The sequence below is a fragment of the Metaplanococcus flavidus genome (genome assembly GCF_042675885.1).
GTDB classification, from domain to species: Bacteria; Bacillota; Bacilli; order Bacillales_A; family Planococcaceae; genus Planococcus; species Planococcus flavidus.
On sequence record NZ_JBHTKI010000003.1, the window covers coordinates 1 to 26371 of the forward strand.

General features: G+C 45.8%; 25 protein-coding genes, 1 tRNA gene and 1 rRNA gene. 22 read left to right on the forward strand and 5 right to left on the reverse strand.

Annotated features, from left to right (window positions below):
• The 6 genes from rrf to tsaD form a co-directional block, all read left to right on the forward strand.
• Positions 1-107, forward strand: a 5S ribosomal RNA gene (gene rrf / locus ACFQ1X_RS01265); the annotation flags it as partial.
• Positions 108-119: 12 nt separating this feature from the next.
• Positions 120-192 (forward strand) — tRNA-Asp (locus ACFQ1X_RS01270).
• Positions 193-368: 176 nt separating this feature from the next.
• Entirely contained in the window at positions 369-821 is a 453-nt protein-coding gene (gene tsaE / locus ACFQ1X_RS01275) for a tRNA (adenosine(37)-N6)-threonylcarbamoyltransferase complex ATPase subunit type 1 TsaE (protein ID WP_144840335.1), read from the forward strand.
• Positions 818-1513 carry a tRNA (adenosine(37)-N6)-threonylcarbamoyltransferase complex dimerization subunit type 1 TsaB gene (gene tsaB / locus ACFQ1X_RS01280; protein ID WP_144840336.1) on the forward strand — a complete coding sequence of 232 codons (696 nt, stop codon included), beginning with the start codon at positions 818-820 and terminating at the stop codon, positions 1511-1513. The genes tsaE and tsaB overlap by 4 nt, the downstream gene beginning before the upstream one ends.
• Positions 1510-1965, forward strand: a complete 456-nt coding sequence (rimI, locus tag ACFQ1X_RS01285; RefSeq protein ID WP_144840337.1) for a ribosomal protein S18-alanine N-acetyltransferase — start codon at positions 1510-1512, stop codon at positions 1963-1965. The genes tsaB and rimI overlap by 4 nt, the downstream gene beginning before the upstream one ends.
• A complete protein-coding gene (tsaD, locus tag ACFQ1X_RS01290) occupies positions 1958-2977 on the forward strand; it encodes a tRNA (adenosine(37)-N6)-threonylcarbamoyltransferase complex transferase subunit TsaD (RefSeq protein WP_144840338.1) in 1020 nt (339 codons plus the stop codon). Before rimI ends, tsaD begins: the two co-directional genes overlap by 8 nt.
• Positions 2978-3637: 660 nt before the next feature.
• Here tsaD and ACFQ1X_RS01295 read toward each other — a convergent pair.
• On the reverse strand, positions 3638-5581 hold the full coding sequence (locus ACFQ1X_RS01295) for an ABC-F family ATP-binding cassette domain-containing protein (protein WP_144840339.1): 1944 nt from the start codon (positions 5579-5581) through the stop codon (positions 3638-3640).
• Between the two features lie 130 nt (positions 5582-5711).
• Here ACFQ1X_RS01295 and ACFQ1X_RS01300 point away from each other — a divergent pair, with 130 nt between their 5' ends.
• The 3 genes from ACFQ1X_RS01300 to tatC all read left to right on the forward strand — a co-directional run bounded on the left by ACFQ1X_RS01300 (position 5712) and on the right by tatC (position 7413).
• The gene (locus tag ACFQ1X_RS01300; RefSeq protein WP_144840340.1) at positions 5712-6347 is read left to right on the forward strand and encodes a redox-sensing transcriptional repressor Rex; all 636 of its coding nucleotides are present in this window, start codon (positions 5712-5714) and stop codon (positions 6345-6347) included.
• Positions 6348-6438: 91 nt separating this feature from the next.
• Positions 6439-6633, forward strand: coding sequence for a twin-arginine translocase TatA/TatE family subunit (locus tag ACFQ1X_RS01305; protein ID WP_144840341.1), 195 nt, complete (start codon positions 6439-6441; stop codon positions 6631-6633).
• Positions 6634-6645: 12 nt separating this feature from the next.
• Positions 6646-7413, forward strand: a complete 768-nt coding sequence (gene tatC, locus ACFQ1X_RS01310) for a twin-arginine translocase subunit TatC (protein WP_379081027.1) — start codon at positions 6646-6648, stop codon at positions 7411-7413.
• Between the two features lie 80 nt (positions 7414-7493).
• On the opposite strand, the gene ACFQ1X_RS01315 is transcribed toward tatC, so the two are convergent.
• Positions 7494-8309, reverse strand: a complete 816-nt coding sequence (locus ACFQ1X_RS01315; RefSeq protein WP_144840343.1) for a CPBP family glutamic-type intramembrane protease — start codon at positions 8307-8309, stop codon at positions 7494-7496.
• 571 nt (positions 8310-8880) lie between these two features.
• Between ACFQ1X_RS01315 and groES the strand changes: the two genes are divergently transcribed.
• Positions 8881-9165 carry a co-chaperone GroES gene (groES, locus tag ACFQ1X_RS01320; protein WP_144840344.1) on the forward strand — a complete coding sequence of 95 codons (285 nt, stop codon included), beginning with the start codon at positions 8881-8883 and terminating at the stop codon, positions 9163-9165.
• A gap of 40 nt (positions 9166-9205) precedes the next feature.
• Positions 9206-10837: a chaperonin GroEL gene (gene groL / locus ACFQ1X_RS01325; RefSeq protein ID WP_144840345.1), complete on the forward strand. Its 1632-nt coding sequence runs from the start codon at positions 9206-9208 to the stop codon at positions 10835-10837.
• A 70-nt stretch (positions 10838-10907) separates the two neighbouring features.
• Here the strand turns inward: groL and ACFQ1X_RS01330 are convergent, their stop codons facing one another.
• Positions 10908-11672, reverse strand: a complete 765-nt coding sequence (locus ACFQ1X_RS01330; protein WP_144840346.1) for an SDR family NAD(P)-dependent oxidoreductase — start codon at positions 11670-11672, stop codon at positions 10908-10910.
• Between the two features lie 323 nt (positions 11673-11995).
• On the opposite strand from ACFQ1X_RS01330, the gene ACFQ1X_RS01335 reads away from it, so the two are divergent.
• The 10 genes from ACFQ1X_RS01335 (at position 11996) to ACFQ1X_RS01380 (ending at position 22462) form a co-directional block, all read left to right on the forward strand.
• On the forward strand, positions 11996-12841 hold the full coding sequence (locus ACFQ1X_RS01335; protein ID WP_144840347.1) for a DegV family protein: 846 nt from the start codon (positions 11996-11998) through the stop codon (positions 12839-12841).
• 281 nt (positions 12842-13122) lie between these two features.
• On the forward strand, positions 13123-14265 hold the full coding sequence (locus ACFQ1X_RS01340) for a histidine kinase (RefSeq protein WP_144840348.1): 1143 nt from the start codon (positions 13123-13125) through the stop codon (positions 14263-14265).
• On the forward strand, positions 14262-14894 hold the full coding sequence (locus tag ACFQ1X_RS01345; protein ID WP_144840349.1) for a response regulator: 633 nt from the start codon (positions 14262-14264) through the stop codon (positions 14892-14894). Before ACFQ1X_RS01340 ends, ACFQ1X_RS01345 begins: the two co-directional genes overlap by 4 nt.
• Before the next feature lie 118 nt (positions 14895-15012).
• Complete coding sequence (locus ACFQ1X_RS01350; RefSeq protein ID WP_144840350.1) at positions 15013-15945, forward strand: ABC transporter ATP-binding protein; 933 nt, start codon at positions 15013-15015, stop codon at positions 15943-15945.
• 13 nt (positions 15946-15958) lie between these two features.
• Positions 15959-17230, forward strand: a complete 1272-nt coding sequence (locus ACFQ1X_RS01355; protein WP_144840351.1) for an ABC transporter permease — start codon at positions 15959-15961, stop codon at positions 17228-17230.
• Position 17231: 1 nt separating this feature from the next.
• Positions 17232-18335 (forward strand): ABC transporter permease, encoded by a 1104-nt coding sequence (locus tag ACFQ1X_RS01360; RefSeq protein ID WP_144840352.1) that lies wholly within the window; start codon positions 17232-17234, stop codon positions 18333-18335.
• 219 nt (positions 18336-18554) lie between these two features.
• On the forward strand, positions 18555-19526 hold the full coding sequence (locus ACFQ1X_RS01365) for a tRNA dihydrouridine synthase (RefSeq protein ID WP_144840453.1): 972 nt from the start codon (positions 18555-18557) through the stop codon (positions 19524-19526).
• 575 nt (positions 19527-20101) lie between these two features.
• Positions 20102-20317, forward strand: a complete 216-nt coding sequence (locus ACFQ1X_RS01370; RefSeq protein WP_144840353.1) for a hypothetical protein — start codon at positions 20102-20104, stop codon at positions 20315-20317.
• A 298-nt stretch (positions 20318-20615) separates the two neighbouring features.
• Positions 20616-21623 (forward strand): ATP-binding cassette domain-containing protein, encoded by a 1008-nt coding sequence (locus tag ACFQ1X_RS01375; protein ID WP_379081037.1) that lies wholly within the window; start codon positions 20616-20618, stop codon positions 21621-21623.
• Positions 21620-22462, forward strand: a complete 843-nt coding sequence (locus ACFQ1X_RS01380) for an ABC transporter permease (RefSeq protein WP_144840355.1) — start codon at positions 21620-21622, stop codon at positions 22460-22462. Before ACFQ1X_RS01375 ends, ACFQ1X_RS01380 begins: the two co-directional genes overlap by 4 nt.
• A 497-nt stretch (positions 22463-22959) precedes the next feature.
• Here ACFQ1X_RS01380 and ACFQ1X_RS01385 read toward each other — a convergent pair whose 3' ends face one another.
• A complete protein-coding gene (locus ACFQ1X_RS01385; RefSeq protein WP_144840356.1) occupies positions 22960-23859 on the reverse strand; it encodes a glycine betaine ABC transporter substrate-binding protein in 900 nt (299 codons plus the stop codon).
• Between the two features lie 186 nt (positions 23860-24045).
• Entirely contained in the window at positions 24046-24597 is a 552-nt protein-coding gene (gene cudC / locus ACFQ1X_RS01390) for a choline uptake/conversion transcriptional regulator CudC (protein ID WP_144840357.1), read from the reverse strand.
• Positions 24598-24889: 292 nt separating this feature from the next.
• Between cudC and betB the strand changes: the two genes are divergently transcribed.
• Entirely contained in the window at positions 24890-26362 is a 1473-nt protein-coding gene (gene betB / locus ACFQ1X_RS01395; protein WP_144840358.1) for a betaine-aldehyde dehydrogenase, read from the forward strand.
• Positions 26363-26371: the final 9 nt, after the last annotated feature.

Genomic DNA, 26371 nt, shown 5'->3' on the forward strand with positions numbered 1-26371 from the left:
GATGGCAAAGAGGCCACACCCGTTCCCATCCCGAACACGGCAGTTAAGCTCTTTTGCGCCGATGGTAGTTGGGGGTTTCCCCCTGTGAGAGTAGGACGTCGCTGGTCTGGTTTTTTTATGGTCCCGTGGTGTAGCGGTTAACATGCCTGCCTGTCACGCAGGAGATCGCCGGTTCGATCCCGGTCGGGACCGTCTTATGATAAACACAGCCAAGCCGCTGTGTTTATTTTTTTTGTCTAAAAGCAACGGGTTTAATGTCAGATGTAAATTTTTAATTTCAAACATTAGAACGGTGTGAATAATATATTTTGATTTACGGACATATCTCCGCTAAACTATGTAAAGACTTAATAGAGGTGACAAAACTAATGACCTATATGATAGAAGTAAATACGCCTGAAGAAACAGAAGAATTTGCTGCCAAGCTGGCGGGATACCTGCAACCGGGGGATTTGCTGACGTTGGAAGGCGGTCTTGGTGCCGGCAAGACGACATTCACAAAGGGTTTGGCGAAAGGTCTTGGAGTTAAACGGATGGTCAATAGCCCGACATTCACTATCTTAAAGCAATATTCCGGTAATCTGAATCTGAATCATTTGGATGTCTACCGGCTCGAGAATAGCGATGAAGACATTGGTTTTGATGAATTGTTTGCCGATGACGCTGTATCAGTCGTGGAATGGGCACAATTCATAGAAGATTATTTACCGGTAGAGCGACTCGAAATCATTATGGAACGCCTGTCGGAAGAAGGGCGGGCAATCCGTTTTTATCCAATAGGAACACGCTACGAAACTCTTTGTAAGGAGCTTATGCCATGATTTATCTAGGTATTGATACTTCAAATTCCCCTTTGGCCATTGCGTTGGCGAAAGATAACAGCATTCTAATAGAAGAAAGCTCGAATCTCAAAATCAATCATTCGTTGACAGTGATGCCTGCAATTGAAGAAATGATGGCTACGGCAAAGATCACACCGGCTGATTTGACTCATATCGCTGTTGCTGAAGGTCCAGGTTCGTATACAGGCGTTCGCATCGGATTGACAATTGCCAAAACATTGGCTTGGTCCTTGAAAATACCGCTGCATATGGTGTCGAGCCTGAAAGTGCTTGCCGCCAATGGACAGTTTTTTGATGGTATTGTTTGTCCGCTGATGGATGCCAGAAGAGGGACCGCTTTTATCGGTGCCTATGATGGAGAAAGATTGGAATCAGTGATTCCGGATCAGCATAGTGAAGTAAGTGAATTTCTGTTGAAATTAAAAGAATTGGGTCGTCCCGTTTTATTCGTGGGGAATGATATTGAAATTCATGAAGAAACGATAAGAAAAAATCTGGGGGATCAGGCCATTTTCGCAGCGCCATCGAACCGGTTACCGCGTGCTTCAAACCTGATCATGCTGGCGAAAACGTCGGCAGAACAGGAAATCCATCATGCGGTCCCTGAATATCGCCGTATTACGGAAGCAGAAGCAAATTATATTAAGGCGCAGGGCGGCGTTGAATCATGAATGAAGAAGTGGTATTCCGGAAAATGACCGTGAAGGATATTGATGCTGTTTACGACATTGAGCATTCTTCCTTCAGTCTGCCTTGGACAAAAGAAGCTTTTTTTTATGAAATGATGGACAATCAGCATGCCTATTATGTATTGGCTGAGACAGTTGATGGTATAGTCGGTTTCTGCGGATTGTGGATTATAATGGATGAATCCCACGTGACCAATATCGCCATTCGACCGGAACAGCGGGGCAAAAAGCTGGGGGAAAAACTCATGCGTGCCGCTATGGAAACAGCCAAAGAAAACGGGGCAAAGACGATGACACTTGAGGCCAGAGTCAGCAACACGCCGGCAAGAAACCTTTATGAGAAACTCGGATTTAAAAATGGCGGCATCCGCAAGAGCTATTATTCAGATAACTTTGAAGATGCCATAGTGATGTGGGTGAACTTTGATGAATAAAGATATATATGTATTGGGAATAGAGACAAGTTGTGATGAAACAGCAGCGTCCGTAGTGAGAAATGGTACCGAAATTATCTCAAACGTTGTGGCTTCTCAGATTGAGAGCCATAAGCGTTTTGGAGGTGTGGTGCCAGAAATTGCTTCGAGACATCATGTGGAGCAGATTACGATTGTCATTGAAGAAGCCTTGAAAGGCGCCGATATGCTTCCTTCTCAATTAAGTGCAGTGGCGGTAACAGAAGGACCTGGGCTAGTCGGAGCTTTATTGATTGGCGTGAATGCTGCGAAAGCATTCGCTTTTGCCCATCAATTGCCGATTATCGGCGTTCATCATATTGCTGGGCATATTTACGCCAACCGACTGGCGCAGGAAATGGAGTTTCCACTGCTTGCACTGGTGATTTCGGGGGGACATACGGAACTTGTTTATATGAAGGAACACGGTCATTTTGAGGTAATCGGAGAGACCCGTGATGATGCGGCGGGAGAAGCATATGATAAAGTGGCCCGTACTTTAAATCTGCCGTATCCAGGAGGTCCGCATATCGATCGGCTCGCCCATGAAAGCAGTAACCCAGTGGCTTTTCCCCGCGTTTGGCTGGAAGAAGGCACTTATGATTTCAGTTTCAGCGGTTTGAAATCCGCTGTATTGAATTATATGCACAATGCAGCACAACGGGGGGAGCAAGTGGCTCCGGAAGATGTGGCGGCAGGATTCCAGAATAGCGTGGTGGAAGTCGTTACAGCCAAAACCCTGCGTGCCGCCGAGCAATATGGCGTGCGGCAAGTAATTGCGGCTGGAGGGGTAGCGGCCAATAAAGGCTTGCGAACTTCACTGGAAAAGAAATTTGCGGAAAAAGGAGTTTCCTTCTTTATCCCTCCATTGAGTTTGTGCACCGATAATGCCGCAATGATTGCGGCAGCTGGCACTGTTATGTACGAAAAAGGCATCCGCGGCAATATGGCAATGAATGGCCGTCCGGGAATGGCAATGGATTCCTGGGTATAAACGTTTATAAACAATAAAAGCTCTTTACCCACAGTATGGGTGAAGAGCTTTTTACTGGCTGTGAATAACTGTCTACAAGTATGATATTAATTGAAAAAATACGAAAATTACAGCTATTTATCCACTGTTCGTGAACAAAAAAGTGTGCATATGTCAATAGAGAACATTTGTACTTATGCACAATTTGTTAGTAAACTGTTTGTAAGTGGAGAATAACTTGGTGATTTCCTATATCTTGTGTACTATATATCAGTATACTATGTGGATAACATTTTTATAGACTGTGGATAATGTGTGTAACTATGTTGATAGTTGATATAAAAGGAGTGGGTTTGTGCACAACTTTGTGGAAACAAATATTTCGCAAAAAGGTATTGACCAATATGTAGATACGGAAAAGCGACAGCGCCCGTTAAGCTCTGAAAGGCATAAGACGGACCAGCGAAGTGGCGCTCCGCCGCGCAGCTGGGCTGGCTTATGACCCGAAGAGCTGGGCCGCTGGAGTCTGGACAAAGAAAAGCGACAGCGCCCGTTAAGCTCTGAAAGGCATAAGACGGACCAGCGAAGTGGCGCTCCGCCGCGCAGCTGGGCTGGCTTATGACCCGAAGAGCTGGGCCGCTGGAGTCTGGACAGAGAAAAACCGCATACAAAAGTATACGGTTAATTGTTGATATGCTCAAGTTTTTCCTGTAATTGGAGCCAAAGTGTCATCGTTTCTTCGTGCTCTGCTTTTAGCTCTTCCAGTTGCTGCTGCAGCGGGAGAAGGCGCTCATGATCCTGGAAAATTTCCGGATCGGTGAACTGTTCTTCGGTTTCCTTAATTTGCAGATCCAATTTTTCCATATTTTCTTCCACTTCTTCGAGTTGGCGTGTTAATTGGCGTTCCAATTTTTTCACTTCTTTATCGATTTGGGAGGTAGAAGGGATTGTTTCAGTTGAACTGGCGATTGAAGGATTTTCAGCTTCTTCCAACGCCTTCAGTTCTTCTGTTTCCAGTTTCTTTTCCACATAATAATCATAATCGCCGAGATACTCGGTTGTGCCTTCCTTCATCAATTCAACCACTTTGGTGGATATGCGATTCATGAAATAGCGGTCATGCGATACGAATAAGATGGTGCCAGGGTAGTCGAGCAAAGCGTTTTCGAGAACTTCTTTGCTGTCGAGGTCCAAATGGTTGGTGGGCTCATCGAGCAGAAGAACATTCGCTTTTTGCATCATTAACTTTGCCAGTGCAACACGCGCTTTCTCGCCGCCTGACAGCGAAGAAACCGGCTTCAGTACATCATCTCCCGAGAACAGGAAGCTGCCGAGTATGCCGCGGATATCCTTTTCATTGATCATCGGATAATCGTCCCATAGCTCATTTAATACGAGCTTATTGCCCACGAGATTAGCCTGTTCCTGATCGTAATAGCCAAATCGGATGCCGGTGCCGTAATGGATATTGCCGGCAAGCGGCTGAATTTCTTTCATGATGGTTTTCAGCAGCGTCGATTTGCCGACGCCGTTTGGTCCTACTAATGCCAGGCTTTCCTGGCGGTAAAGTTTCAAGTCGATATCTTCGGACACCGGATTTCCGCTGTAGCCGATTTTCAGCCCCTGCACGTTCAGTACATCGTTGCCGCTTTGCTTTTCGATTGTAAAGCCAAAACGGGCTGATTTTTCACTGCCGTCCGGAGCTTCCATCCAATCGGTTTTCTCAAGAACTTTACGGCGGCTCTGCGCCATTTTGGTGGTCGATGCGCGAACCAGGTTACGGGCAACATAATCCTCCAGCTTGGCTTTTTCGCCTTGCTGTTTTTCGAACTGCTTCTGGTCCAATTCGTATTGTTTCGCTTTTTCGTCAAGATAACGGCTGTAGTTGCCTGTGTATTTCTTGACGCGGTGGCGTGATACTTCATAGACCAGCGTGACAATCTGATCGAGGAAATAACGGTCATGCGACACGACCAGGATGGCGCCGGGATAATTTTTTAAATAATTTTCCAACCAGCTTAAGGTTTCGATATCGAGGTGGTTGGTGGGCTCATCGAGAATCAGGAGTTGTGGTTTCGAAAGCAGCAGCTTCGCGAGCATCAGACGCGTTTTCTGGCCACCCGACAATGAAACAACTTTTTTACCGAAATCATCCGGATAGAATTTCATGCCGTGCAGAATGGCGCGGGTATCGGCTTCATATTGATAGCCCCCGGCATCTTTGAAATTAGTCTGCAAAAGATCGTATTCCTGCATGACTTTTTCATTCATTTCAGGATTGTTGTAGACAGTTGGATCCGCCATTTGTTCTTCGAGATGGCGCAATTGTTTTTCCTGTTCACGGAAAGCGTGGAAAATGGTCATCATTTCATCCCAGATTGTCATATCGGACTCGAGCTTGGACTGCTGTTCGAGATAGCCGGTTGTCAGCTCTTTCGGCATGATGATGTCACCGCTGTCATAAGACATTTCCCCGGAAATAATTTTCAGTAATGTTGATTTTCCTGCGCCATTGCGGCCGACAAGAGCGACCCGGTCACGGTGCTGAACTTCTAATTTGACGCCGGAAAGGATTTCATCCGCTCCGAACGATTTATGGACTTGGTTTACTTGCAGAACGATCATTTTGGGTCACCTCTATTCTTTCTAAGTGTAGCTGATAGAGGCAGGCTTCGCAATCGGCCAAGCCTTTACATATCGGGCTGCCTCATGTAAGATAAAGTCGATTTGACAAGACCCTGGGAGGTAACATTTCATGTTACAGGAACCATCAGCTAAAATTCCACAAGCCACTACAAAGCGGCTTCCGCTTTATTACCGATTTCTGCAGAACTTCGCCAATGCGGGACAGAAGAGAATCTCTTCCCAGGAACTCAGCGAAGCAATGAAAATAGATTCTGCCACCATCCGCAGGGATTTCTCGCATCTTGGTGCGCTTGGCAAAAAAGGCTACGGCTACGAGGTGAAGGAACTGCTCGAGTTTTTCCGCAAAACACTGGATCAGGATGAGCCGACAAATGTTGCGCTGATCGGTGTCGGCAGCCTCGGCAGCGCCTTTCTGAAATATAATTTCCACCGCAACCACAATACGAAAATCATTCTTGCTTTCGATTCGAACAGCCCGCATGAGGGTGAAAAGATCAGCGGAATCGATACGTATCATCCGGATATGATTGAAGAGAAGGTAAAAGAATATGGTGTTGAAGTAGTCATTTTGACTGTGCCGTCCCGTTCCGCACAGGAAGTCACCGACCGCTTGGCCACGATGGACATTAAAGGGATTTTGAACTTCACGCCGGTGCGCATTGCCGTCCCTTCGCACATCCGTGTGCAGACAATCGACTTGTCAGTGGAGCTGCAGACTCTGATCTATCTGATCAAGCAAACCTGACTTAAAACCTTCACATTTGTGAAGCCTGCGGAAATAGCCAAAGCGCCACAGATGCTGTAAAATAAGACGTATACTACAGGAGGTGTCAATTATGCCAGGTCCACTAAGTTTAATCGTTATTGCAGTTGTAGCATTGTTAATTTTCGGGCCGAAGAAATTGCCGGAATTGGGTAAAGCGTTCGGTTCTTCACTTCGCGAATTCAAGAATGCCACTAAAGGGCTTGTTGATGATGACGACGATGATATTGCAACAAAGAAGAAAGACGAGCAAAAAGAATTACGATAGGATGTTTATCCGATGACTGAAAAAGATATGACATTAGTTGAACATATAGGTGAATTGAGAAAACGGCTGACGATTATAGTCGTTTTCTTTCTATTGGCCGTGATTGTCAGCTTTTTTCTGGCGCAGCCGCTGATCCAGTATCTGCAGTTTACCGATGAAGCGAAAAACCTGACCTTGAACGCCTTTAAAATTACGGACCCGCTAAAAATCTATATGCAGGTCATGATGATCCTAGCGCTGTTCATTACTTCACCCGTGATCATGTATCATTTCTGGGCATTTATCAGCCCCGGCCTGCATGACAAAGAGCGGCGGGCGACGTTAAGCTATATCCCGTTTTCACTGTTGCTGTTTGTTGGCGGAATTGCATTTTCCTATTTGGTGCTGTTTCCTTACGTAATCGGCTTCATGCTCAATATTTCAGACAACCTTGCCATTCAGGAAACGATCGGAATCAATGAATACTTCCAGTTCCTGTTCCAGATTACCTTGCCATTCGGTTTTATATTCCAGTTGCCGGTGCTGATGCTGTTCCTTACAAGACTTGGGCTCATCACACCGATGCTGATGACAAAATACCGCAAATATGCGTATTTTATCCTGGTGGTCATTGCAGCATTCATTACGCCGCCGGACATCATCTCGCATCTTATCGTAACGCTGCCATTGATTCTTTTATACGAATTCAGTATTGTCATCGCGAAAGTCGGCTACCGCAAGTTTTTGAAAGCCGAACAGCAGCAGGCAATTGAAGACCAACAAAGCCTGTCGGAGGAATAAACTCCGTGAGGTTTTGTTTTTATAGCGAAAATATCTGAAGACAAAGAAAAGCCCGGCTGCAATTTGCAGCCGGGCTCTATTTAATTGAAGAAAAGGCGAAAGATGAACTGCATTTGCTCCAATTGTTCCATACGTTCTATAAAGCGATTGATCGAATCCATATTCAGCTGAATAAGCATGACGTAGCCGTTCAGCAGGATATGGGCGATGATAGGTGTCAGTAAGCGTTTTGTTTTTTGGTAAAGGAAGGCTAAAATCAGGCCGGTTGTGAAATACAGCAGGATATGGATAAATTCCATATGGACTATGGCAAAAACAATGGCGCTGACAGCTGTTGCAATCCAAAAATTGGTGGTCTGGTTCAAAGATCCGAAAATGACGCGCCGGAAAACGAGCTCTTCCATTACAGGGCCGAAGAGGACGACGGCAAAAATGGCGACTGGCACCACTTCTGCGATACTGACAAGATTGGATGTGTTTTCGGAACCTGGTTCGATGCCAATGGCCACTTCAATCAGGGCGGCGATCGACTGTCCGATGAGCAGCAGCAGAAATCCTAAAACTCCCCACCCGATAGACCACCATAAACCAAGTTTTTTGCCTTTCCAGATATCAAAAAATTTCTTGTCACGGAAGACAACAAACATGGCAATGGCGAAACCGATGCCCATTGCGATGAATATAAGCCAGCCGGATGTAGCGGCTTGAGCAGTATCAGGTTCCATGCCCTGATCTATAAAGTAATTGTAAGTGGTGGACAGGAACAGGATCGGAGAAAATTGGATGGCAATAAAGATTAAAATTACATATAGGGAAGTCTTTTTTGTCTTCTTCTTGGTTTTTGGTCCAGAGTCTTTGAAAAATAGATCCTTCACTGGGTTTTTCTTGGTGGCCATTTACGCAAAATTCCTTTCGATTGCAAATCTCTCTTCTATTGTAATTGTTTCGAAAAAATACCGCAAAGATATTGGGAAAAGCGACAGCGAGAGATGGTCCATAATTTTAGGGCCACCTCTTGCGACGAAGCAGCGGAGCGATGCAGGAGCAGCACTTTTGCTGGCTTATGACCCGAGGAGTTGGGCCGCTGGAGTCTGGACAAGGAAAAGTGCAAGCGCCCGTTAAGCTCTGTAAGGCAAGAGGTGGACCAAATTACATTTGGTCCACCTCTTTGCGACGAAGCTAGCGAAGCGATGCAACGCCCTTTCATGTCTCGAAGCTAGCGCAGCGATGCAGGGACAGAGACAGGAGCACTGTGGGTTTAGCAAAACCAGCGAAAAAAGAATAGCTATTCTGGTATATGACCCGAAGAGCTGGGCCGCTGGAGTAAAACCTTCTTCATCTTTTCAAAACTACTTACCTTTCCACTTGCAAATATTCTTTATATTTATTAAACTTGAAAATGGGTTAGCACTCGAAGAGTGAGAGTGCTAATGATTGCATTTATTTATTCAGAGGAGGGTGTTTCAATTGTTAAGACCATTAGGAGACCGAGTTATCATTGAACTCATCGAAGCGGAAGAAAAAACTTCAAGCGGGATTGTATTGCCGGGATCGGCTCAGGAAAAACCGCAGGAAGGCAATGTCATCGCGGTAGGAAATGGCTTGATCCGCGAAAACGGCACACGTACGGAGCTGGATGTAAAAGAAGGCGACCGTGTGATTTTCTCGAAATATGCGGGATCTGAATTGAAATATGAAGGCAAAGAATACTTGATCTTACGTGAAAACGATATTTTAGCAGTAATCGGTTAAATATTAATAAAATACATTTTGATACAGGAGGAAGCTAAACATGGCAAAAGAGATTAAGTTCAGTGAAGATGCACGTACCCTCATGCTGCAGGGTGTAGATAAATTGGCGGATGCGGTAAAAGTTACGCTTGGGCCAAAAGGGCGCAATGTTGTCCTTGAGAAAAAATTCGGTTCACCACTGATTACAAATGATGGTGTTACGATTGCAAAAGAAATCGAACTTGAAGACGCTTTTGAAAACATGGGCGCGAAACTTGTGGCAGAAGTTGCTTCTAAAACGAATGACATCGCCGGTGACGGTACGACGACTGCAACGGTTCTTGCTCAGGCAATGATCCGTGAAGGCTTGAAGAACGTAACTGCTGGCGCGAATCCTGTGGGAATCCGCCGAGGCATTGAAATGGCAGTGGAAAGCGCTGTTGAAGGCCTGAAAGCCGTTTCACAGCAAATCGAAGACAAAGACTCGATTGCACAAGTTGCAGCGATTTCATCAGGCGACGTTGAAGTTGGCCAGTTGATTGCTGAAGCGATGGAGCGTGTCGGAAACGACGGCGTCATCACATTGGAAGAATCACGCGGTTTCACAACAGAGCTTGACGTAGTCGAAGGTATGCAATTTGACCGTGGTTACCAGTCTCCATATATGGTGACGGATTCAGATAAGATGGAAGCGGTTCTTGAAAACCCGTTCATCCTTGTCACTGACAAGAAAATCGGCAACATCCAGGAAATCCTTCCGATTCTGGAGCAAGTTGTTCAGCAAAGCAAGCCTTTGTTGATCATCGCTGAAGACGTTGAAGGCGAAGCATTGGCTACATTGGTGGTCAATAAACTGCGCGGTACATTCAACGCTGTAGCGGTCAAAGCTCCAGGATTCGGTGACCGCCGCAAAGCAATGCTGGAAGATATTGCAGCATTAACTGGCGCTGAAGTCATCACGGAAGACCTTGGTCTTGACTTGAAATCAACGAACATCGCACAGCTTGGCCGCGCAGCAAAAGTTGTTGTGACGAAAGAAAACACGACGATCGTTGAAGGCGCTGGGGATTCTCAGAATATCGTTGGACGCGTCAGCCAGATCCGCAGCCAATTGGAAGAAACAACTTCTGAATTCGACAAAGAGAAATTGCAGGAACGCCTCGCGAAACTTGCCGGCGGCGTAGCAGTGATCAAAGTCGGAGCGGCTACTGAAACAGAATTGAAAGAACGCAAACTACGCATTGAAGATGCGTTGAACGCTACGCGCGCAGCAGTTGAAGAAGGAATCGTGGCAGGTGGCGGTACAGCACTTGTCAACGTCTACAACAAAGTCGCAGAACTTCTTGAAACAACTGAAGGCGATGTAGCTACAGGCATTAAAATCGTTCTTCGCGCACTTGAAGAACCGGTTCGCCAAATCGCGACAAACGCAGGCCTTGAAGGATCGATCATCGTTCACCGCCTGAAATCAGAAGAAGTCGGCATCGGCTTCAACGCAGCAAACGGCCAGTGGGTCAACATGCTTGAAGAAGGCATCGTCGATCCAACCAAAGTTACGCGTTATGCATTACAAAACGCAGCATCCGTTGCGGCTATGTTCCTGACGACCGAGGCTGTCGTAGCAGACATTCCGGAACCGGCAGGACAAGGCGGCGGCATGCCTGATATGGGCGGCATGGGCGGCATGATGTAATATCGTTCAATCATAAAGAAAACTCCTCTCACTTAGTGGGAGGATTTTTTTATGGAAAGGAATAGTTACATCACTTTGCTGTACGCTTCGAAACATAAGGAAAAATAGGATCCATTAATTCGAATTCATAGCTCTCACTGTCCACTTTCCCAACAGCCCTGTCACTATCGTAAAGGTCCAGCATGAATTGGGCCATTTCTTTTGCCGTGTGATACTTTTGGACATTGTCGCTGTAGCTGAACTCATCTATCTCCTTAGCGGTTTTCACAAATTCCGTTTCTGTCATGGCCGGCGCCAGTATCTTTACTTTCATTGGAGCTTCCTGATCACTGAGTTCCTGGGCCAGTCCTTCTGTAAATGCGCTCACGTAGAACTTGGTCGCAGCGTACGATACAGCATTGGGGGCGATCCTGTATCCCAAATCAGATGATACGTTGATTAATTGTGTGCCTTCTTTGTTGGAATAATCACGTGCGTAAAGTGTAGAAAGAGTTGTTAACGCTTCAACATTTACCCGAAGCATCTTTTCAATCTTTTTTACCTGTTGTTCAGCAACAGGCGCACTATTTCCGAAACCGGCATTGTTAATCCAGGTTTCAATGTCATATTCTTTTAGGCTTTCGTATAGCTCATGAACTTGGTCACTTTGGGAAAGATCTGCAGGTTTGATTACGACGTCCAGATCCGCGTTCACGTTGTGGATCGCTTTTTTTAATTCATTAAGCTGAGCTTCCCGTCTTGCAATTAAAATGAGGTTTTTATTCCGTGTCGCAAAAGCTAACGCGGTTTCGTATCCAATGCCTGAGCTGGAACCTGTAATGACGGTATACTTCATAAGAATTCCTCCACTGAAAGTTTTTATGATACATAGCTATCGTACTGTTAACATTAACTGGAAAGCAAATGATGTGAGGGGTTTCTGTGGGCGTAAGACAGCCCGGGGATGCCCGGTCTGCAATATCTTAATTGATTAGCGGACCTGAAAAATAAGAAAACGTGATCCATTAATAAAACAAAATAAGTTTAAATTATGGCTGGCATTTTTAAACTTCCTTCTTTTATGACACCTGTCACTACTTGTTTGCGGATGCATCATGTAAGTTAACGGTAGTCGATAGCCGGTTCCTGTAGGGGAGTGGTCTGTAAAGGAGAATTTTTATGAAAAAAATAGCTTGGATTACGGATACAGCTGCACAACTTGATGAAGCGTTCGTCCAAAAACACAATGTCTATGTGCTGCCTCTCACTGTTGTTTTTGCCGATGGAACGTACAGGGAATCGATTGATCTTACACAGGAAGAATTCTATGGTAAATTGCGTTCAGCAAAAACTTCACCGAAAACCTCGCAGCCTGCCATTGGCGAAATGCTCGCTCTGTATGAAGAATTGGAAGCGCAAGGATACGATTTGGCGATTGCGCTGCACTTGTCCAGCGGATTGTCAGGTACATTTGAAAGTGCACAGTCAGCGTCGGAAATGACGGATTTTAAAGTGTATCCAGTGGATTCGAAGATCGGTTCATTCCCGATGGTAAAGATGATTGAAGCTGGCGATAAACTTTTTGCGGAAGGCAAAGAGGCTGAAGAAGTGATAGCAGCAATTACAGATATGACAGCCCGATCCCATTTGTCCTTTATTCCATCGAGCCTTGAACAATTGCACAAAAGCGGCCGCGTTTCCGGGACGCAAACGTTTTTGAGCAATTTGCTGAATATTAAACTGGTCATCAGTTTTGAAGAGGGCAAACCCGTCATGAAAGAAAAAGTGCGTTCAGATAAGCGGGCAAAAAGCAAGGTAATGAATGCCCTGCGAGCAGATATGGCTGCAGGCGCGGTACCGGAAGTTGCGGCTATTCATTGCAATAATGCCGCCGATGCTGAAAGCTGGAAGAATGAGCTTCTGCAGGAGTTTCCGGATTTAAAAGTACAAGTGGTCCAACTGAGTGTGTGCGTGGGCGTCCATGCGGGTGAGGGCACGACAGGATTAAGTTGGGTAGCGTATTAAACAAAAACAGGGATGAACGCCTGCCGGATAGAAAAATAAAGTAAATTCAAGTATCAAAATAAAAGACTATGAGTTAAACAGAATCCCTGAATTAGACCTTGCGTAAGTTAACCAAACTTACAAAAGGTCTTTTTTGCGATTTCTCACATTGCCACCAATTCTGATAACCCTGAAACGCAATCAAACCCAGTTACGTAAATAACTTAATGATATTCAGGTTTCATTGAAGTAGTATAGAAACCATAAAAGAAGTAAAAACAGGGGCGGAAGGAGCGGGAAGCATGCGGTCGTATTGGTTTTGGGTTTTAATGCTGGGCACGGCATGGACGCTGGGACTTATCCAGTTGTCTCTGGATTTCAGTGAATTGCCTCTGCGTATTTTTGGTAGTTCCTTATTTTTCGGATTGTTTTTCCTGGCACCTTTAATCAGGAAAAATCTGGCTTTGTCATTTTTGAATTTTTCAGGGATGGCAGTCCTGGCAATCCTGGTATTTTGGCCGGCAGCATCGGCAGCATCGAATTTGTATCCGCTGCTGATTTTTGCGATCATCGCCGGCAAAGCGGTTTATCGCCTTCCGGTGAAAGCAGCTGCTGGTGTAGGAACTGTATTAGTGGCCGGCGCATTACTGCATAGTATTGTCGGAGATTCGGGTATATCTCCGCTGTTCATTTTGCTATACGCTCTGCTGGTGTGTGCCGCATTGGTCTTTTTTAGAAAAAGTTACATATTCGAAGACGAATTGCAGGAGCGCAACGAGGCTTTATTAAGTGAATACCGTAAGATGAAGCGGCGGTTGCTGACAGATGAGCAGGCAGCGAGACAGGAAGAACGGACGCATATTGCCCGGGACATCCATGATTCGGTGGGCCATAAGCTGACAGCATTGTTGATGCAATTGGAAGTATTCCGGCTGCAGGCGGAAGGGGATGCTGCTGAACAGCTTCAGGAATTAAAGTTAATAGCAAAAGAAAGCCTGGAGGAAACGCGGAATGCGGTGAAGACCTTGAAACATGATGAAGCGGGAGGGGTCACAGCCATTATCGGATTGATCCGCAAACTGGAGGCTGAAAGTTTTCTGCGCATCCAGTTTTCGGTGAAGCACGGTGCTTTATCCGCCCCGCTCGACAATGAGCAGGTGGTGATTGTCTACCGTGCGGTGCAGGAAGCGTTGACGAATGTCATGCGGCACAGCCAGGCGCGGGAAGCGGATATTCTTTTTGAAGCGCCGGGAGGAAGCATTTTCCGGTTTACGATAAGCAATAAAAACTCGGGAACTGCTCCGTTTCGTGAAGGTTTCGGCTTGTCTTCGATGCGTGAGCGGATTGAGCAGGCAGGCGGCGAATTCAAGGTGGGACCGGAAGGCGGTTTATTCATCGTGAAAGGTTCGTTGCCCTTAATCATTAAGGAGAGTGGTCTGGAATGATTCGAATATTATTGGCCGAAGACCAGACAATGGTGAGGCAAGGATTGAAAATGATGATTGAGACAGATGAAGAGATTCGAGTGACAGGAGAAGCCGTAAATGGCAAAGAAGCGGTGGAGCTGTGTGAAAGCCACGCGTTCGACCTGATCATTATGGATATCCGGATGCCGGTGATGGATGGTCTTGAAGCGACCCGGATTATCTTGTCGCGGCGGCCGGAGACGAAGGTGCTGATTTTGACCACTTTCAATGATGATGAATATGCACTGGAAGCGCTGAAAAGCGGGGCCCGTGGTTATTTGTTGAAAGATGCCGATACGTCAGAGTTGATCCGGTCGATCCGCAGCTGCGTCGAAGGCGGTCTTGTGCTGGAAGACCAGGTTGCAGCGAACATCCTGCCTAAATTGATGAAGCAGCCTGCGCAGGAGAAAGCGGATGAATCGTTGACGCCGAGAGAACTGGACATTATCTGCCGCATCGGGGAAGGACGCAGCAATCGTGAAATTTCCGATGAACTGGCGCTTTCTGTTGGGACGGTGAAAAATCATATCAGCATCATTTTGGATAAGTTGGAGCTGAGGGACCGCACCCAGATAGCGATTTACGCGATTCGCCACGGACTGGTTTAACACAATATGACGGAGGTCATGGTTTTGGATGGAAGTCATGACGCAAGACAGTGGGCGCACTGTCTTTTTTTACATACACTGAGCTTAACGAATCGGAATTTGAAAGGAGAGGGAGAATATGCTGGAAACCGAAGAGTTGAAGAAAGTGTTTAAAGGCAAGACGGCGGTGGAAGGAGCCAGCCTGTATATCGACAAAGGCGAATCGGTCGGCTTGCTTGGCCCGAATGGCGCGGGGAAATCCACCACGATTTCGATGATTTCGACTTTATTGAAGCCGACTTCCGGAGATGTTCGGCTGAACGGCAAAAGTGTCATTAAAAATCCGGCGGAAATGCGGCGGGTACTGGGTGTAGTGCCGCAGGAAATCGCGCTGTATGCGGAACTCTCGGCATATGAAAATCTGAAATTCTTTGGCCGGATTTATGGGCTTTCCGGAAAAGAATTGGAAGCCGCCATCCAGCGCTCTTTGGAATTGGTCGGATTGGTGGAGCGCCAGAAAGAGATTGTCAAAACCTATTCCGGCGGAATGAAGCGCCGCATCAACATTGCCGCTGCAATGATGCATGAACCCGAAGTGATCATCATGGATGAACCCACAGTCGGAATCGATCCGCAATCGCGCAGCCATATCCTCGACATGGTACGTAAGCTGAATAAGGAAAAAGGTTTGACGGTATTGTATACCAGCCACTATATGGAAGAGGTGGAGCGGCTTTGTGACCGGGTTTATATAATGGACCACGGAAAAATCATCGCCAGCGGCACGAAAGAAGAATTGAAAAGCATCCTCTCCAGCGAAGAAACTGTGTGGATTGAATTGGACCGCCCGTATCCGGAGTTTTTCAAAGAACTGCAATCTTTTGAAATGATCAAGCAGGCAAGTGAAGCGGAAAAAGGCATCAAGTTGATCCTTCCTAAAGGCAGTCGGGTACTGGGTAAAATTTTTCAGGCGTCCGAGCGCCATCAGGTTCAAATCATCAATGTCAATGTTCAGACGCCGAGCCTGGAAGATGTGTTCCTGCATCTGACCGGCCGAAAACTGAGAGATTGAGGAGGCTGGCTCCATGTATGCGTTTCTGAAAAAAGATATTCTGATTTTAATTCGAGATCGGACTGAACTGGCTGTGCTATTGACGATGCCGTTCATCTTAATCGCGATTCTTGGTTTTGCATTGAGTGGAGTGCTGAGTGGCAATGCAGAAGTTTTATCGATGGAAGTGGCTGTTGTTCTGGAAGATGATGAGCAGCAAGGGCTGGTTCGATTTGAGGAAGAACTTGAAGGGTCAGGCATGCCTTTGGATGCTCGGAACGGAATAATGGAGGCGGCTGAAGAAACCAGCACGTCTTCAATGCTGCAGGAGATTCTGCGAGATGAAAGCTTGTCTGGCCTGGTTACTGCAAGCGAAATGAATGAGGCAGCGGCAGAACAGGCTTTGGAAGAGGAAGAGGTAGTGGCGATCCTCACGATTCCGGAAGGCTTCACATTTAACACACTGCAAAAAATGATATTGGATGCGGGAGGCGGCAGTGAACTGCAATTGACGATTTCTGACCATTCAGCAACACAGGCAGAAGTTTTTCAAAATATTTTGGAAGAGTTTGTGTGGTCGCTGAATTTTGAAAGTGCCGTTGCAAGCGCAGCGGGTGGCCAGGAGGTGGCGTCGGAAACAGTGCAGCCGCAACTTGGCGGTGTGGAAAGCGTGTCAGCTGTGGAACCGATCAGTTCATTCCAATACTACACGATCGGCATGGCGGTCATGTTCGCCCTTTTTGTCGGTGCCACCATATCAGGGATGGCATTTGTCGAAAAACAGCAATTTGTTTTCAACCGAATTTTGCTGTCGAACCGTCATCCTTTTGTTTATCTCGGGGGAAAGGCGATTTCAGCAACACTTGTAACGTTCCTCCAATTCTGTATCTTATTCCTCCTGTCTTCCTTGATATTCGGTGCGTTCGATTTAACAGATCTGGCGTTTTGGCCGGGTATGCTGCTGATCGTTCTCAGTTTAGCTGTTTGTGTCGGCGCACTCGCTGCATTCTTGATTGCTTTGACGATGCGTTTTAATAATGACACGATTACCACAGTTTTCGCGGGAGGTGTCGTTACGGTCTTCGCATTTCTTGGCGGCAGTTTTACGCCAACAGAAGGCTTGCCAGTTTTCGTTCAGGAACTTGGGGGCTGGACGCCGAATGGGGCCGCTATGAATGCCTTTCTATTATGGGTTCAGAATTTGGAGCTTGTGATGCTTTGGGAACCGCTCAGCCGGCTTCTGCTGATTACAATTCTTCTGCTCGTGTTGAGCCTGCTGATATTTCCAAGAAAGGGGGAGGCATAGCATGAAGTCAGTATTCCTGCTGCAATGGCAAAGGTTGCGTCGCGCGCCCCTCATGGTTTTGTCGTTCCTTGTAATGACCATTATCTTTGTGGCTGCGTTAGGTGGCAATAACCCGGGAGAACGGGGGGGAATCCTTGCTTATGCAGATGATTCATTATCGCAATCGGAAGCAGAAGATTGGGTGGCTTCGCTCAATGAAGCGGAAGAATACCAATTTCAATTAATGAATGAAGAAGAGGTCCGCGACACAGTCGAGGCGGGCGATGCGCCGTTAGCGGTGCGGTTCATGGATGATAATTACCGGATCGTGCTCGCGGCGGATGATATGAGCCGCTTTGTCCTGGATGCATTTTTAACCCGAAAATACCGCGAGGAACTTCGGCTGCAGCAGGTTGAGCAGGAAACAGCTTCCAGCGATATACGGGCACAAACAGGTGCTGAGATGGAAGAACCGGCGTTTCAAGTTGCCACATCCACTCTGGATGGCATAGAGGAATTCCAATATGACAACCAATTGCAGCTGCTGTTTGGGATGACACTGTTCTTTTCGGTTTACACCATCATGTTCAGTTTGATGAAAATAGTAGAAGAAAAGAGATATGGCACCTGGAATCGCCTGATCCTGTCCCCGGTCGGAAAATGGCAAATATATTTAGGGCATCTTGCGTATAGTTTCACCATCGGTTATGTACAGATTGTGCTGATTTTCGTGCTATTTAAGTACTTGTTTAATTTTGATATCGGAGACCGTTTTGGAGTGATCTTATTGATCATTGCCTGCTACACCTTTGCGGTTGTGGCGCTCAGTATGCTCGTCATGAGCCTGGTGACCCGGCCGCAGCAGCTTCAGGCGGTCGTCCCGATTATCGCAACAGGGATGGCAATGATCGGCGGCGCGTTCTGGCCAATCGAACTGGTCAGCAATAACCTGCTGCTGGCAATTTCCAAAGTCCTGCCGATAACCTATGCACTGGATGCGCTGAAAGGTGTTGCGATATACGACCGCAGCTGGCAGGAACTCAGCGAACCGATTTCGATAATGCTGCTGTTCGGCGTCGTTTGTATGGGAATCGGCATCAACTTCATGGAGCGGAGAACTTATTAGTAGACCAAATAGGCAATCTGTTTAGCCGAAACTATGGCTGAGCGGATTGTTTTTTCATTTTCATGGAAGATTTTATTTGCAATTAAAACACGTCACTTTCCACAATCGCCTGAGTCGTGTAAACTGTATAAGGTTAAGAATGATGAGATGTAAATTGATTTTATTGAATACAATTATAGATGCAAAAAGAGTCAGGAACGAAAGGATTGGAAACAGATGTTGAAAGAGAATTTTTGGCGCGATCTGCCGAAGCCATTTTTTGTATTGGCGCCGATGGAGGATGTCACGAATGTGGCTTTTCGCCATGTAGTGGCTGAAGCAGCACGGCCGGATGTGTTTTTTACCGAATTTACGAATACGGAAAGTTACTGCCATCCGGAAGGGATCTTCAGTGTGCGTGGACGTTTGACGTTTACGGAAGATGAACAGCCGATGGTGGCGCATATATGGGGCAATAAACCCGAGCATTTCCGCGAGATGAGCATCGGCATGGCGAAACAGGGTTTTAAAGGGATCGACATCAATATGGGATGCCCGGTGCCGAACGTTGCCGCAAAAGGAAAAGGCAGTGGCCTGATCAACTATCCGGATAATGCCGCTGAAGTTATCCAGGCGGCGAAAGCAGGCGGATTGCCGGTCAGCGTCAAAACGCGCCTGGGCTACACCGATGTTGCGGAGTGGCGTGGTTGGCTGACGCACGTTCTGGAGCAGGACATCGCCAACCTGTCGATCCACCTGCGGACGAAAAAAGAAATGAGCGCTGTGCCGGCGCACTGGGAATTGATTCCTGAGATTAAGGAATTGCGTGATGAAATCGCGCCGGATACGCTGATTACGATCAATGGAGATATTCCGGATTACCAGACGGGCATGGAGCTGGCCGAGAAATATGGCATCGACGGCGTCATGATCGGACGCGGAATTTTCCATAATCCGTTCGCGTTTGAAAAAGAGCCGAAAGAGCACAGCACCGAGGAATTATTTGGCTTGCTGCGTCTGCACCTCGACCTTCATGACAAGTATTCAACGGACATCGAGCCGATCTCATTCAAACCGCTGCGCCGTTTCTTCAAGATTTATGTCCGCGGAATCCGGGGAGCCGGTGAATTGAGAAATCAATTGATGTATACAGAGACGACGGATGAAGTCCGCGAACTGCTGAATAATTTTGAAGCTTTGGCTGAAGTATAGAGCGGAGCTGAAAAGCCGGACTTCGACTGCAAAAAAATAGCGCAATCCCGATTGTAACGGGGTTGCGCTATTTTTATGGGCTGTTTCAGACTCTCGCTATCAAATTCTCAATCACTGTTTCATTGAGCATGTTTTTTTCATTGGGTAAAGGCAAGGCTCTTTTGCCGGTTTGGACGTCTTCCACGAATATAATTTCCCGTCTTACTGTGTTGGAAAAACAGATCATGTATTTTCTTTCGTTGTAATCAATCACACTGAAACGAGTTCGATCTGTCAGAAACCAATTGGGAGATATCAAAATATGCCCGCCTTTGCTGATGGATTTTTAGTTAGTATGACACGAGCCGGAAAGTATGTAAAGGTAAAAAACTGCACTAGCAATGCCAGATTATTAATATTTCACTATTACGATGAGTTACCAACACTTTTTATTCATTGTATATTAAAAGCATTCGCTTTCTAATGGAGGGAAGTCCGTGCTATAATAAGTGGCTTAGGATTAATGTAACTTTCCCTTGTAATCAAACAGGTGGCCAAGGTTTCCGCCTGCCAATAACTCATAGAGGTGTACTGAAATGAATAAACGATGGACGATCGAAAAGATTAGAGAGTTTACTGCAAAAAATTCAGACAGTAAATTGCTGTCGACAGAGTATCATGGTTTTTCCCAGAAACTGCTGTTCAAGTGTGCATGTGGTAATAATTTTGAAAAAACATTTACGAAGTTCAATAAGAACAACCAACGCAAATGTGATGTATGCCAGCCGCCAAAAGAACCGCGTGGCGCATAAGAATAAAAGAAGAGCGCAAATTTCCTTCAGGGAATTTGCGTTTTTTTATTTGCCATAAAACATTTCCGCGTGTAATTTGAGCAAGAAATTTGACCGACACATCGCAAGTGAGAGATTATACAAATGGAGTTTAAAAAAAGATTGAATAATTAGAAAACAATCATTTACATAAGCTGCCGGAAGTTGTAGAATAAAAAATAAGAACAAACGTTCCTTTTGTGTGGGGTGAATTAGAACTCCTCAAAGTCAATGTTGCATACCTATATTTCATGAACGTTCCTTCCATACATAGGAAAGGGTGAGAATAGTGGAAAATGCAAGTTATCGGCCGGCGACCACTGAATGGGCAATTGAAGCAAAAGGCATTGTAAAAGTTTTTGGCAAGCACCGGGCAGTGGACGGTGTGGATTTAGCGATCCGAAAAGGAACAGTGTACGGTTTTTTAGGGCCGAATGGTGCCGGAAAAACAACGGTAATTCGAGTGCTGGCCACCTTGTTGAAACCCGACGGCGGATCAGCCCGGATTTTTGGGCACGATTTAAGCAAGGAAGGCGACAAAATTCGGAGCCGCATCAGTCTGACAGGTCAATATGCCTCGATTGACGAAGATTTGACCGGTCTGGAAAATTTGATCATGATGGCCAGGTTAATGGGTTATGGACGCAAAGAAGCAAAAGTGCGTGCAAGGGAATTATTGACTGCATTCGGGCTGGAAGCGGCAGCCAAGCGACAAGTGAAAAATTATTCAGGCGGCATGCGAAGACGAATTGATATTGCTGCGAGTATCGTTGTTACACCAGACTTATTATTTTTGGATGAACCAACGGCCGGGCTTGATCCGAGGAGCCGGAATCAGGTATGGGATATCATTCGTGCGCTCATTAGCGAGGGCACTACCGTCATGCTGACGACTCAATATTTGGATGAGGCCGATCAACTGGCAGACCGCATTGCGGTGATTAACAAAGGTAAAATCATTGCAGAGGGTACCAGCAGTGAATTGAAGGCATCGGTGGGTACGGGCACTTTGAACATTCGGCTGGTGGAAACTGAAGACCGGCCACGGGCCATGGAAATCCTCAAAAAGAAACTTGCTGTGCCGGTTCACATGGGTTCAGATTCAGCATCGCTGACGGCACAGATAAACGATTCGTTCCGGGTCGCGGATGCGTTAAGTGAATTGTCACATAAACGGATTGCAGTAAGTGATTTTTCATTTGGCCGGCCAAGCCTCGATGAAGTGTTCCTGACTTTGACCGGACATGCCGCTGAACACGAAGCTGAACCTGAGGAGGGCGTATCATGACTGGCTATATTGAACAACGGGAAAAAGAGACCAGTGAATTGCGGCTGAATGAATCAATCGCATCCAGCCATCGGCCAAAACCGCCAAGTGCGATCACTTCGACACTGACTTTCGCGAAACGGGCCATGTTGCGCATTAAACATGTTCCGGAGCAAATGTTCGATGTAACGGTTTTTCCAATCATTTTTTTATTGATGTTCACTTATTTATTCGGTGGGGCAATTGCCGGGTCCACGGAAGAATATCTTCAATTTCTGCTGCCCGGCATCCTGGTGATGACTGTCTCTCAAATTACGATGTATACGGGCATTGACCTGAACGATGATATTCGGAAAGGGATTTTTGACCGGTTCCGTACGCTGCCCATTTGGCTGCCGTCAGCACTCGTCGGGTCGTTATTGGTGGATGTTGTCCGCTATTCGCTTGCATCGACAATCATGCTCGGGCTTGGATTCATTCTCGGTTTCCGGCCGGAAGGCGGTCTCATGGGGGTACTGGGCGCAGTTGTGCTTGTTTTGGTGTTCTCGTTCAGCTTGTCCTGGATCTGGACAGTCTTCGGTATAATTATGCGTTCGGAAAAATCGCTGATGATGATGAGCTTTATGGTGCTGTTTCCGCTGACATTTGTCAGTAATGTATTTGTCGATCCCAGCACTTTGCCGTCCTGGCTGCAGAGCTTTGTAAACGTCAATCCGATCTCCATTCTTGCCACCGCAGTGCGCGGAGCCATGCATGGTACTGCAACGGTGGAGCAGGTTGTGTGGGTGCTCATCGTATCCGTGATCATGACGGCCATATTTGCACCGATCACCATCTATTTGTATCGCAATAAACAATGAACGATACCAAAAGAAATGGAGTACTCGAGACAATTATTTACTCCACGAAAAAAGCTCCGGATATGGTCACTGAAAAGTGTCCATGTCCGGAGCTTTGTTTTGGTTAATTGAAGAAGTATTTCTTTTACTCGTGTTTTATATATCTTGAACTAATAAATCTGTAGTAGTCGATATTCCGCAAAACAGTTTGCTAAGACATTGGCCGAAGCCTGCGAGGTCAAGTCTTTGCGACAAAGCAGCGCAGCGGTGCAGCGTACTTTCATGTCCCGAAGCTAGCGTATGCGATGCAGAGACAGGAGCATGCTTATTTAACCCTGTGATTTAGCCGTCTGCGCTGTTTTGCTCCATACCTTTAAAGAGTTCACTGAGCACAGGCGCGCCTACGGACTGGGCGAAGCAATAAGACGAGTGCTCTTCTCGGCTTATTGTGAAAGCCTTGTCCAAAGCGCCGAAGCGTCATATTTACGCTATTTCTTTAATTCAACATAACTAATTCTTTATTTTACCCATTCGCCGATCAATTCTTCGTTCTCTCCGACCCATTTCTCAGCACCGGCAAGAGGTTCCTCGGCACTTTCTACGTAGTCAATAAGTTCGCCGATTTGTTTGTCATTCATCTTCCAGTTTTTGAGCCATTCGCTTACATCCGGATTCTCGTCTTCAAACCCTTGTCTGGTCGCATGGTGGATTTTTTCTACACCACCAAATGTGTTTTGTGGATCTTCCAGAAATTTTAAGTCAAATTGGGAAAATACCCAGTGCGGACTCCAAAGTGGCGCTACAATTGGTTCGTTGTCTTTAACTGCTTCATTGATTTCAGCCAGCATTGCAGCTTCAGAGCTTTGCTGCAGTTCAAAGTCCAGGTCGTAGTCCTTGATCAATTGTTCGGTAACTTCCATTGTTCCTGCGCCAGGATCAAACCCGACAATTTTGCTGTCGAACAATTCTTTGTGTTCGTTCAAATCTTCCACGCTATTAACTTCTTCCATATAAGTCGGTACAACTAGCCCTACTTTTGCATTGTCAAACCAGGTAGCCTCCGAGAAGTTGACCGAATCCTGATATTGCTCCAGATAATTGGCATCCTGCACAGGCAGCCAAATTTCCAGGCTGGCGTCGATATCTCCTGTTTCCAAAGCTTTCATCGTAGTACCCATGTCCAACACACTTAACTTAACGTCATATCCTTTTTCGTCCAGAATGACTTTCCACATATTCGTTACGGCAATATTTTCTGCCCAGTTAATTTGGCCGATCGTCAATTCTTTCTTATTGTTCTCAGTCCCAGTTTCTTCCTGCTCGCTGTCCGATGCACCATCCGCGTTTCCGCATGCCGCTAGTACAGCAATCATGAAGATTGCCACAATGAAACCAAGTCCTTTTTTCCAGTGATTCATGTTGTAAAACTCCCCTTTTTAAGTATCTATATTAATTAAAATACATTCTAATATTAAATATATTAAAAGTATTAAAATTTTATTTAACGAAAAAGCAGAACGAAGTTAGCCCTTTTTTATAAAAGAGTGGGCATCTGTAATAGGGGACAGTCCACAGCAGTGGGCTGTCCGATAACTTGTTAATGCTTAATCCCTTTGATCTTTAGGTAAAAATTCAAATATTTCGCCGCTTCTGATGCTCTCGACCAAGTCATCCAACCAATTGTAATATGCTTTGGATTCCTCCAATTGATCATAGAAATGTTTTGCTTCCGCCACAACTTCCGGTGTGCTGCTGGAATCTTTGATGATGTTGATGAAATCTTCCTGAGACTCCTCGATTGCTTCCATGTTCATTTTTACTTCCCGTTCCCACATCAGGCAGTAAAATTCCATAAATGAACGGAAGAAATTTTTCTCAGCTACATACGTATGTTTCCGGGAACCGCGGGTAAATGTTTTTTTCACCATTTTTATATCCTGCAGTTTACGGACGCTTGTACTCATGCTCGGTTTGCTCATTTCAAGCTCAGTGCGCATTTCATCAAGCGTCATTTGATCTTTGAAATACATAGTCGCATATAAATTTGCTGCAGCAGGTGTGACACCATATAAGTCCATAGTTTCTGCAATTGCGCCGATTACTTTGTCTTTGGCTTCTTCTATTTTGGTTCTGGATCGTTCACTGGATTCACTCATAATCTTGCTCCTTTGTTAATAAAGTAAACCGTGTTAAACAATAATTAAATTTTCTTAACAAACTTTATGTTAACGCGTTGAGATTAAAAGTCAAATGCAAATCGACATTTTCCCTGCTTATTTTGCCTCTTCCTTCATTAACTAGCGAAGTGAAGAAAAAATAATTTTTTTAAGAAATGATGTTAAGACTATCCAAAAGTAATTTTGACAGTCCTAAAAAGGCATGTTATGGTTTTTTATGTTAAATAAATTCTTAACAAACTTAATTTAATGGAAATTGGAGTTGAGAGCTTTGAATATAAAACTACAACAATACATCGATGGACAGTGGGTAGAATCAATTTCAGGGAAGACACGGGATATTATCAATCCTTATAATCAGGAAGTTATCGCTACGGTTCCGGACGGCGATGAAAGCGATGCAAAAGCAGCAATCGCTGCCGCAAGAAGAGCATTTGATGACGGGGAATGGGCTTTTACCCCAGCAACTGAGCGAGGGGCTATCGTAAGGAAGATTGCCGAGCTGATTGAACGGGACAAAGAAGAACTCGCGCATCTGGAATCGTTGGATACTGGCAAGACAGTGGAAGAGAGCAATGGGGATATGGATGATATCGCAGGTGTATTTCGGTATTTTGCAGAACTTGCAGATAAAAATGGTGGAGAGCTGATCGCGTCACCGGTGCCAAACTCCATTAGTAAAGTAGTCCACGAACCAGTCGGCGTTTGCGGACAAATCACACCGTGGAATTATCCGTTGCTGCAAGCTTCCTGGAAACTGGCGCCAGCGCTGGCGACTGGCAATACTTTAGTGATGAAACCAAGTGAAATCACACCACTTACTACTATTAAAGTATTCGAATTGATGGAAGAAGCGGGAGTGCCGGCAGGTGTTGCAAACCTGGTGCTCGGTTCGGGAGATACGATTGGCGCAGAGCTTTCAAGCAATACGGATGTTGATCTTATTTCGTTTACGGGCGGCCTGGCTACCGGCAAGAAGATTATGCAGGCTGCCAGCGCAAATGTGAAAAATCTGGCGCTTGAGCTTGGTGGAAAAAATCCGAACGTCATTTTTGCAGATGCTGATTTTGAAGTGGCTGTCGACCAGGCATTGAACGGCGTATTTTTCCACGCAGGCCAAATTTGTTCTGCTGGAACAAGGCTGATTGTGGAAGAAAGCATACACGATGATTTTGTGAATGCTCTTGTGGAGCGGGTGAAGAAATTCAAGCTGGGAAGCGGATTTGAAGAGGATACTCAAATGGGGCCGCTTATTTCAGCGGGCCACTTAAAAAAAGTGGAAGACTATGTAGCGACGGGCATCCAGGAAGGAGCCACCGTAGCAGTTGGCGGCAAACGTCCGGAAGAGCCTGAATTGCAAAATGGCTTTTTCTACTTGCCGACTATTTTCACTGATTGCACAACGGATATGAACATTGTGCAGGACGAAGCGTTTGGTCCGATAATCACTGTGGAAAAATTCCGGACAGAAAAAGAAGCAGTAACACTTGCCAACGATTCCATCTATGGGCTTGCTGGAGGAGTTTGGACGAACGATATCGCGAAAGCTGAACGTTGTGCAACAAAAATGCGGATGGGTACGGTTTGGATCAATGAATTTAATCTTTATTTCCCCCATGCACCGTGGGGTGGATATAAACAATCCGGTATCGGGCGTGAATTGGGCAGAATGGGCATGGAAGAATATACAGAAACAAAACATATTTTCCAAAACCTTAAACCTGAGGTTATCAACTGGTTCTAAAACAATAAA

Excerpts from the sequence above, each read along its gene's own strand:
- ACFQ1X_RS01360 (WP_144840352.1), top strand. The coding sequence starts at position 17,232 with ATGAAGTCAGTATTCCTGCTGCAATGGCAAAGGTTGCGTCGCGCGCCC.
- ACFQ1X_RS01305 (WP_144840341.1), top strand. The coding sequence starts at position 6,439 with ATGCCAGGTCCACTAAGTTTAATCGTTATTGCAGTTGTAGCATTGTTA.
- tsaD (WP_144840338.1), top strand. The coding sequence starts at position 1,958 with ATGAATAAAGATATATATGTATTGGGAATAGAGACAAGTTGTGATGAA.
- ACFQ1X_RS01380 (WP_144840355.1), top strand. The coding sequence starts at position 21,620 with ATGACTGGCTATATTGAACAACGGGAAAAAGAGACCAGTGAATTGCGG.
- ACFQ1X_RS01350 (WP_144840350.1), top strand. The coding sequence starts at position 15,013 with ATGCTGGAAACCGAAGAGTTGAAGAAAGTGTTTAAAGGCAAGACGGCG.
- rimI (WP_144840337.1), top strand. The coding sequence starts at position 1,510 with ATGAATGAAGAAGTGGTATTCCGGAAAATGACCGTGAAGGATATTGAT.
- tsaB (WP_144840336.1), top strand. The coding sequence starts at position 818 with ATGATTTATCTAGGTATTGATACTTCAAATTCCCCTTTGGCCATTGCG.
- ACFQ1X_RS01340 (WP_144840348.1), top strand. The coding sequence starts at position 13,123 with ATGCGGTCGTATTGGTTTTGGGTTTTAATGCTGGGCACGGCATGGACG.
- ACFQ1X_RS01300 (WP_144840340.1), top strand. The coding sequence starts at position 5,712 with ATGTTACAGGAACCATCAGCTAAAATTCCACAAGCCACTACAAAGCGG.
- tsaE (WP_144840335.1), top strand. The coding sequence starts at position 369 with ATGACCTATATGATAGAAGTAAATACGCCTGAAGAAACAGAAGAATTT.
- ACFQ1X_RS01370 (WP_144840353.1), top strand. The coding sequence starts at position 20,102 with ATGAATAAACGATGGACGATCGAAAAGATTAGAGAGTTTACTGCAAAA.
- cudC (WP_144840357.1), bottom strand. The coding sequence starts at position 24,597 with ATGAGTGAATCCAGTGAACGATCCAGAACCAAAATAGAAGAAGCCAAA.
- ACFQ1X_RS01345 (WP_144840349.1), top strand. The coding sequence starts at position 14,262 with ATGATTCGAATATTATTGGCCGAAGACCAGACAATGGTGAGGCAAGGA.
- tatC (WP_379081027.1), top strand. The coding sequence starts at position 6,646 with ATGACTGAAAAAGATATGACATTAGTTGAACATATAGGTGAATTGAGA.
- ACFQ1X_RS01385 (WP_144840356.1), bottom strand. The coding sequence starts at position 23,859 with ATGAATCACTGGAAAAAAGGACTTGGTTTCATTGTGGCAATCTTCATG.
- groL (WP_144840345.1), top strand. The coding sequence starts at position 9,206 with ATGGCAAAAGAGATTAAGTTCAGTGAAGATGCACGTACCCTCATGCTG.
- ACFQ1X_RS01315 (WP_144840343.1), bottom strand. The coding sequence starts at position 8,309 with ATGGCCACCAAGAAAAACCCAGTGAAGGATCTATTTTTCAAAGACTCT.
- ACFQ1X_RS01295 (WP_144840339.1), bottom strand. The coding sequence starts at position 5,581 with ATGATCGTTCTGCAAGTAAACCAAGTCCATAAATCGTTCGGAGCGGAT.
- ACFQ1X_RS01330 (WP_144840346.1), bottom strand. The coding sequence starts at position 11,672 with ATGAAGTATACCGTCATTACAGGTTCCAGCTCAGGCATTGGATACGAA.
- ACFQ1X_RS01335 (WP_144840347.1), top strand. The coding sequence starts at position 11,996 with ATGAAAAAAATAGCTTGGATTACGGATACAGCTGCACAACTTGATGAA.
- ACFQ1X_RS01355 (WP_144840351.1), top strand. The coding sequence starts at position 15,959 with ATGTATGCGTTTCTGAAAAAAGATATTCTGATTTTAATTCGAGATCGG.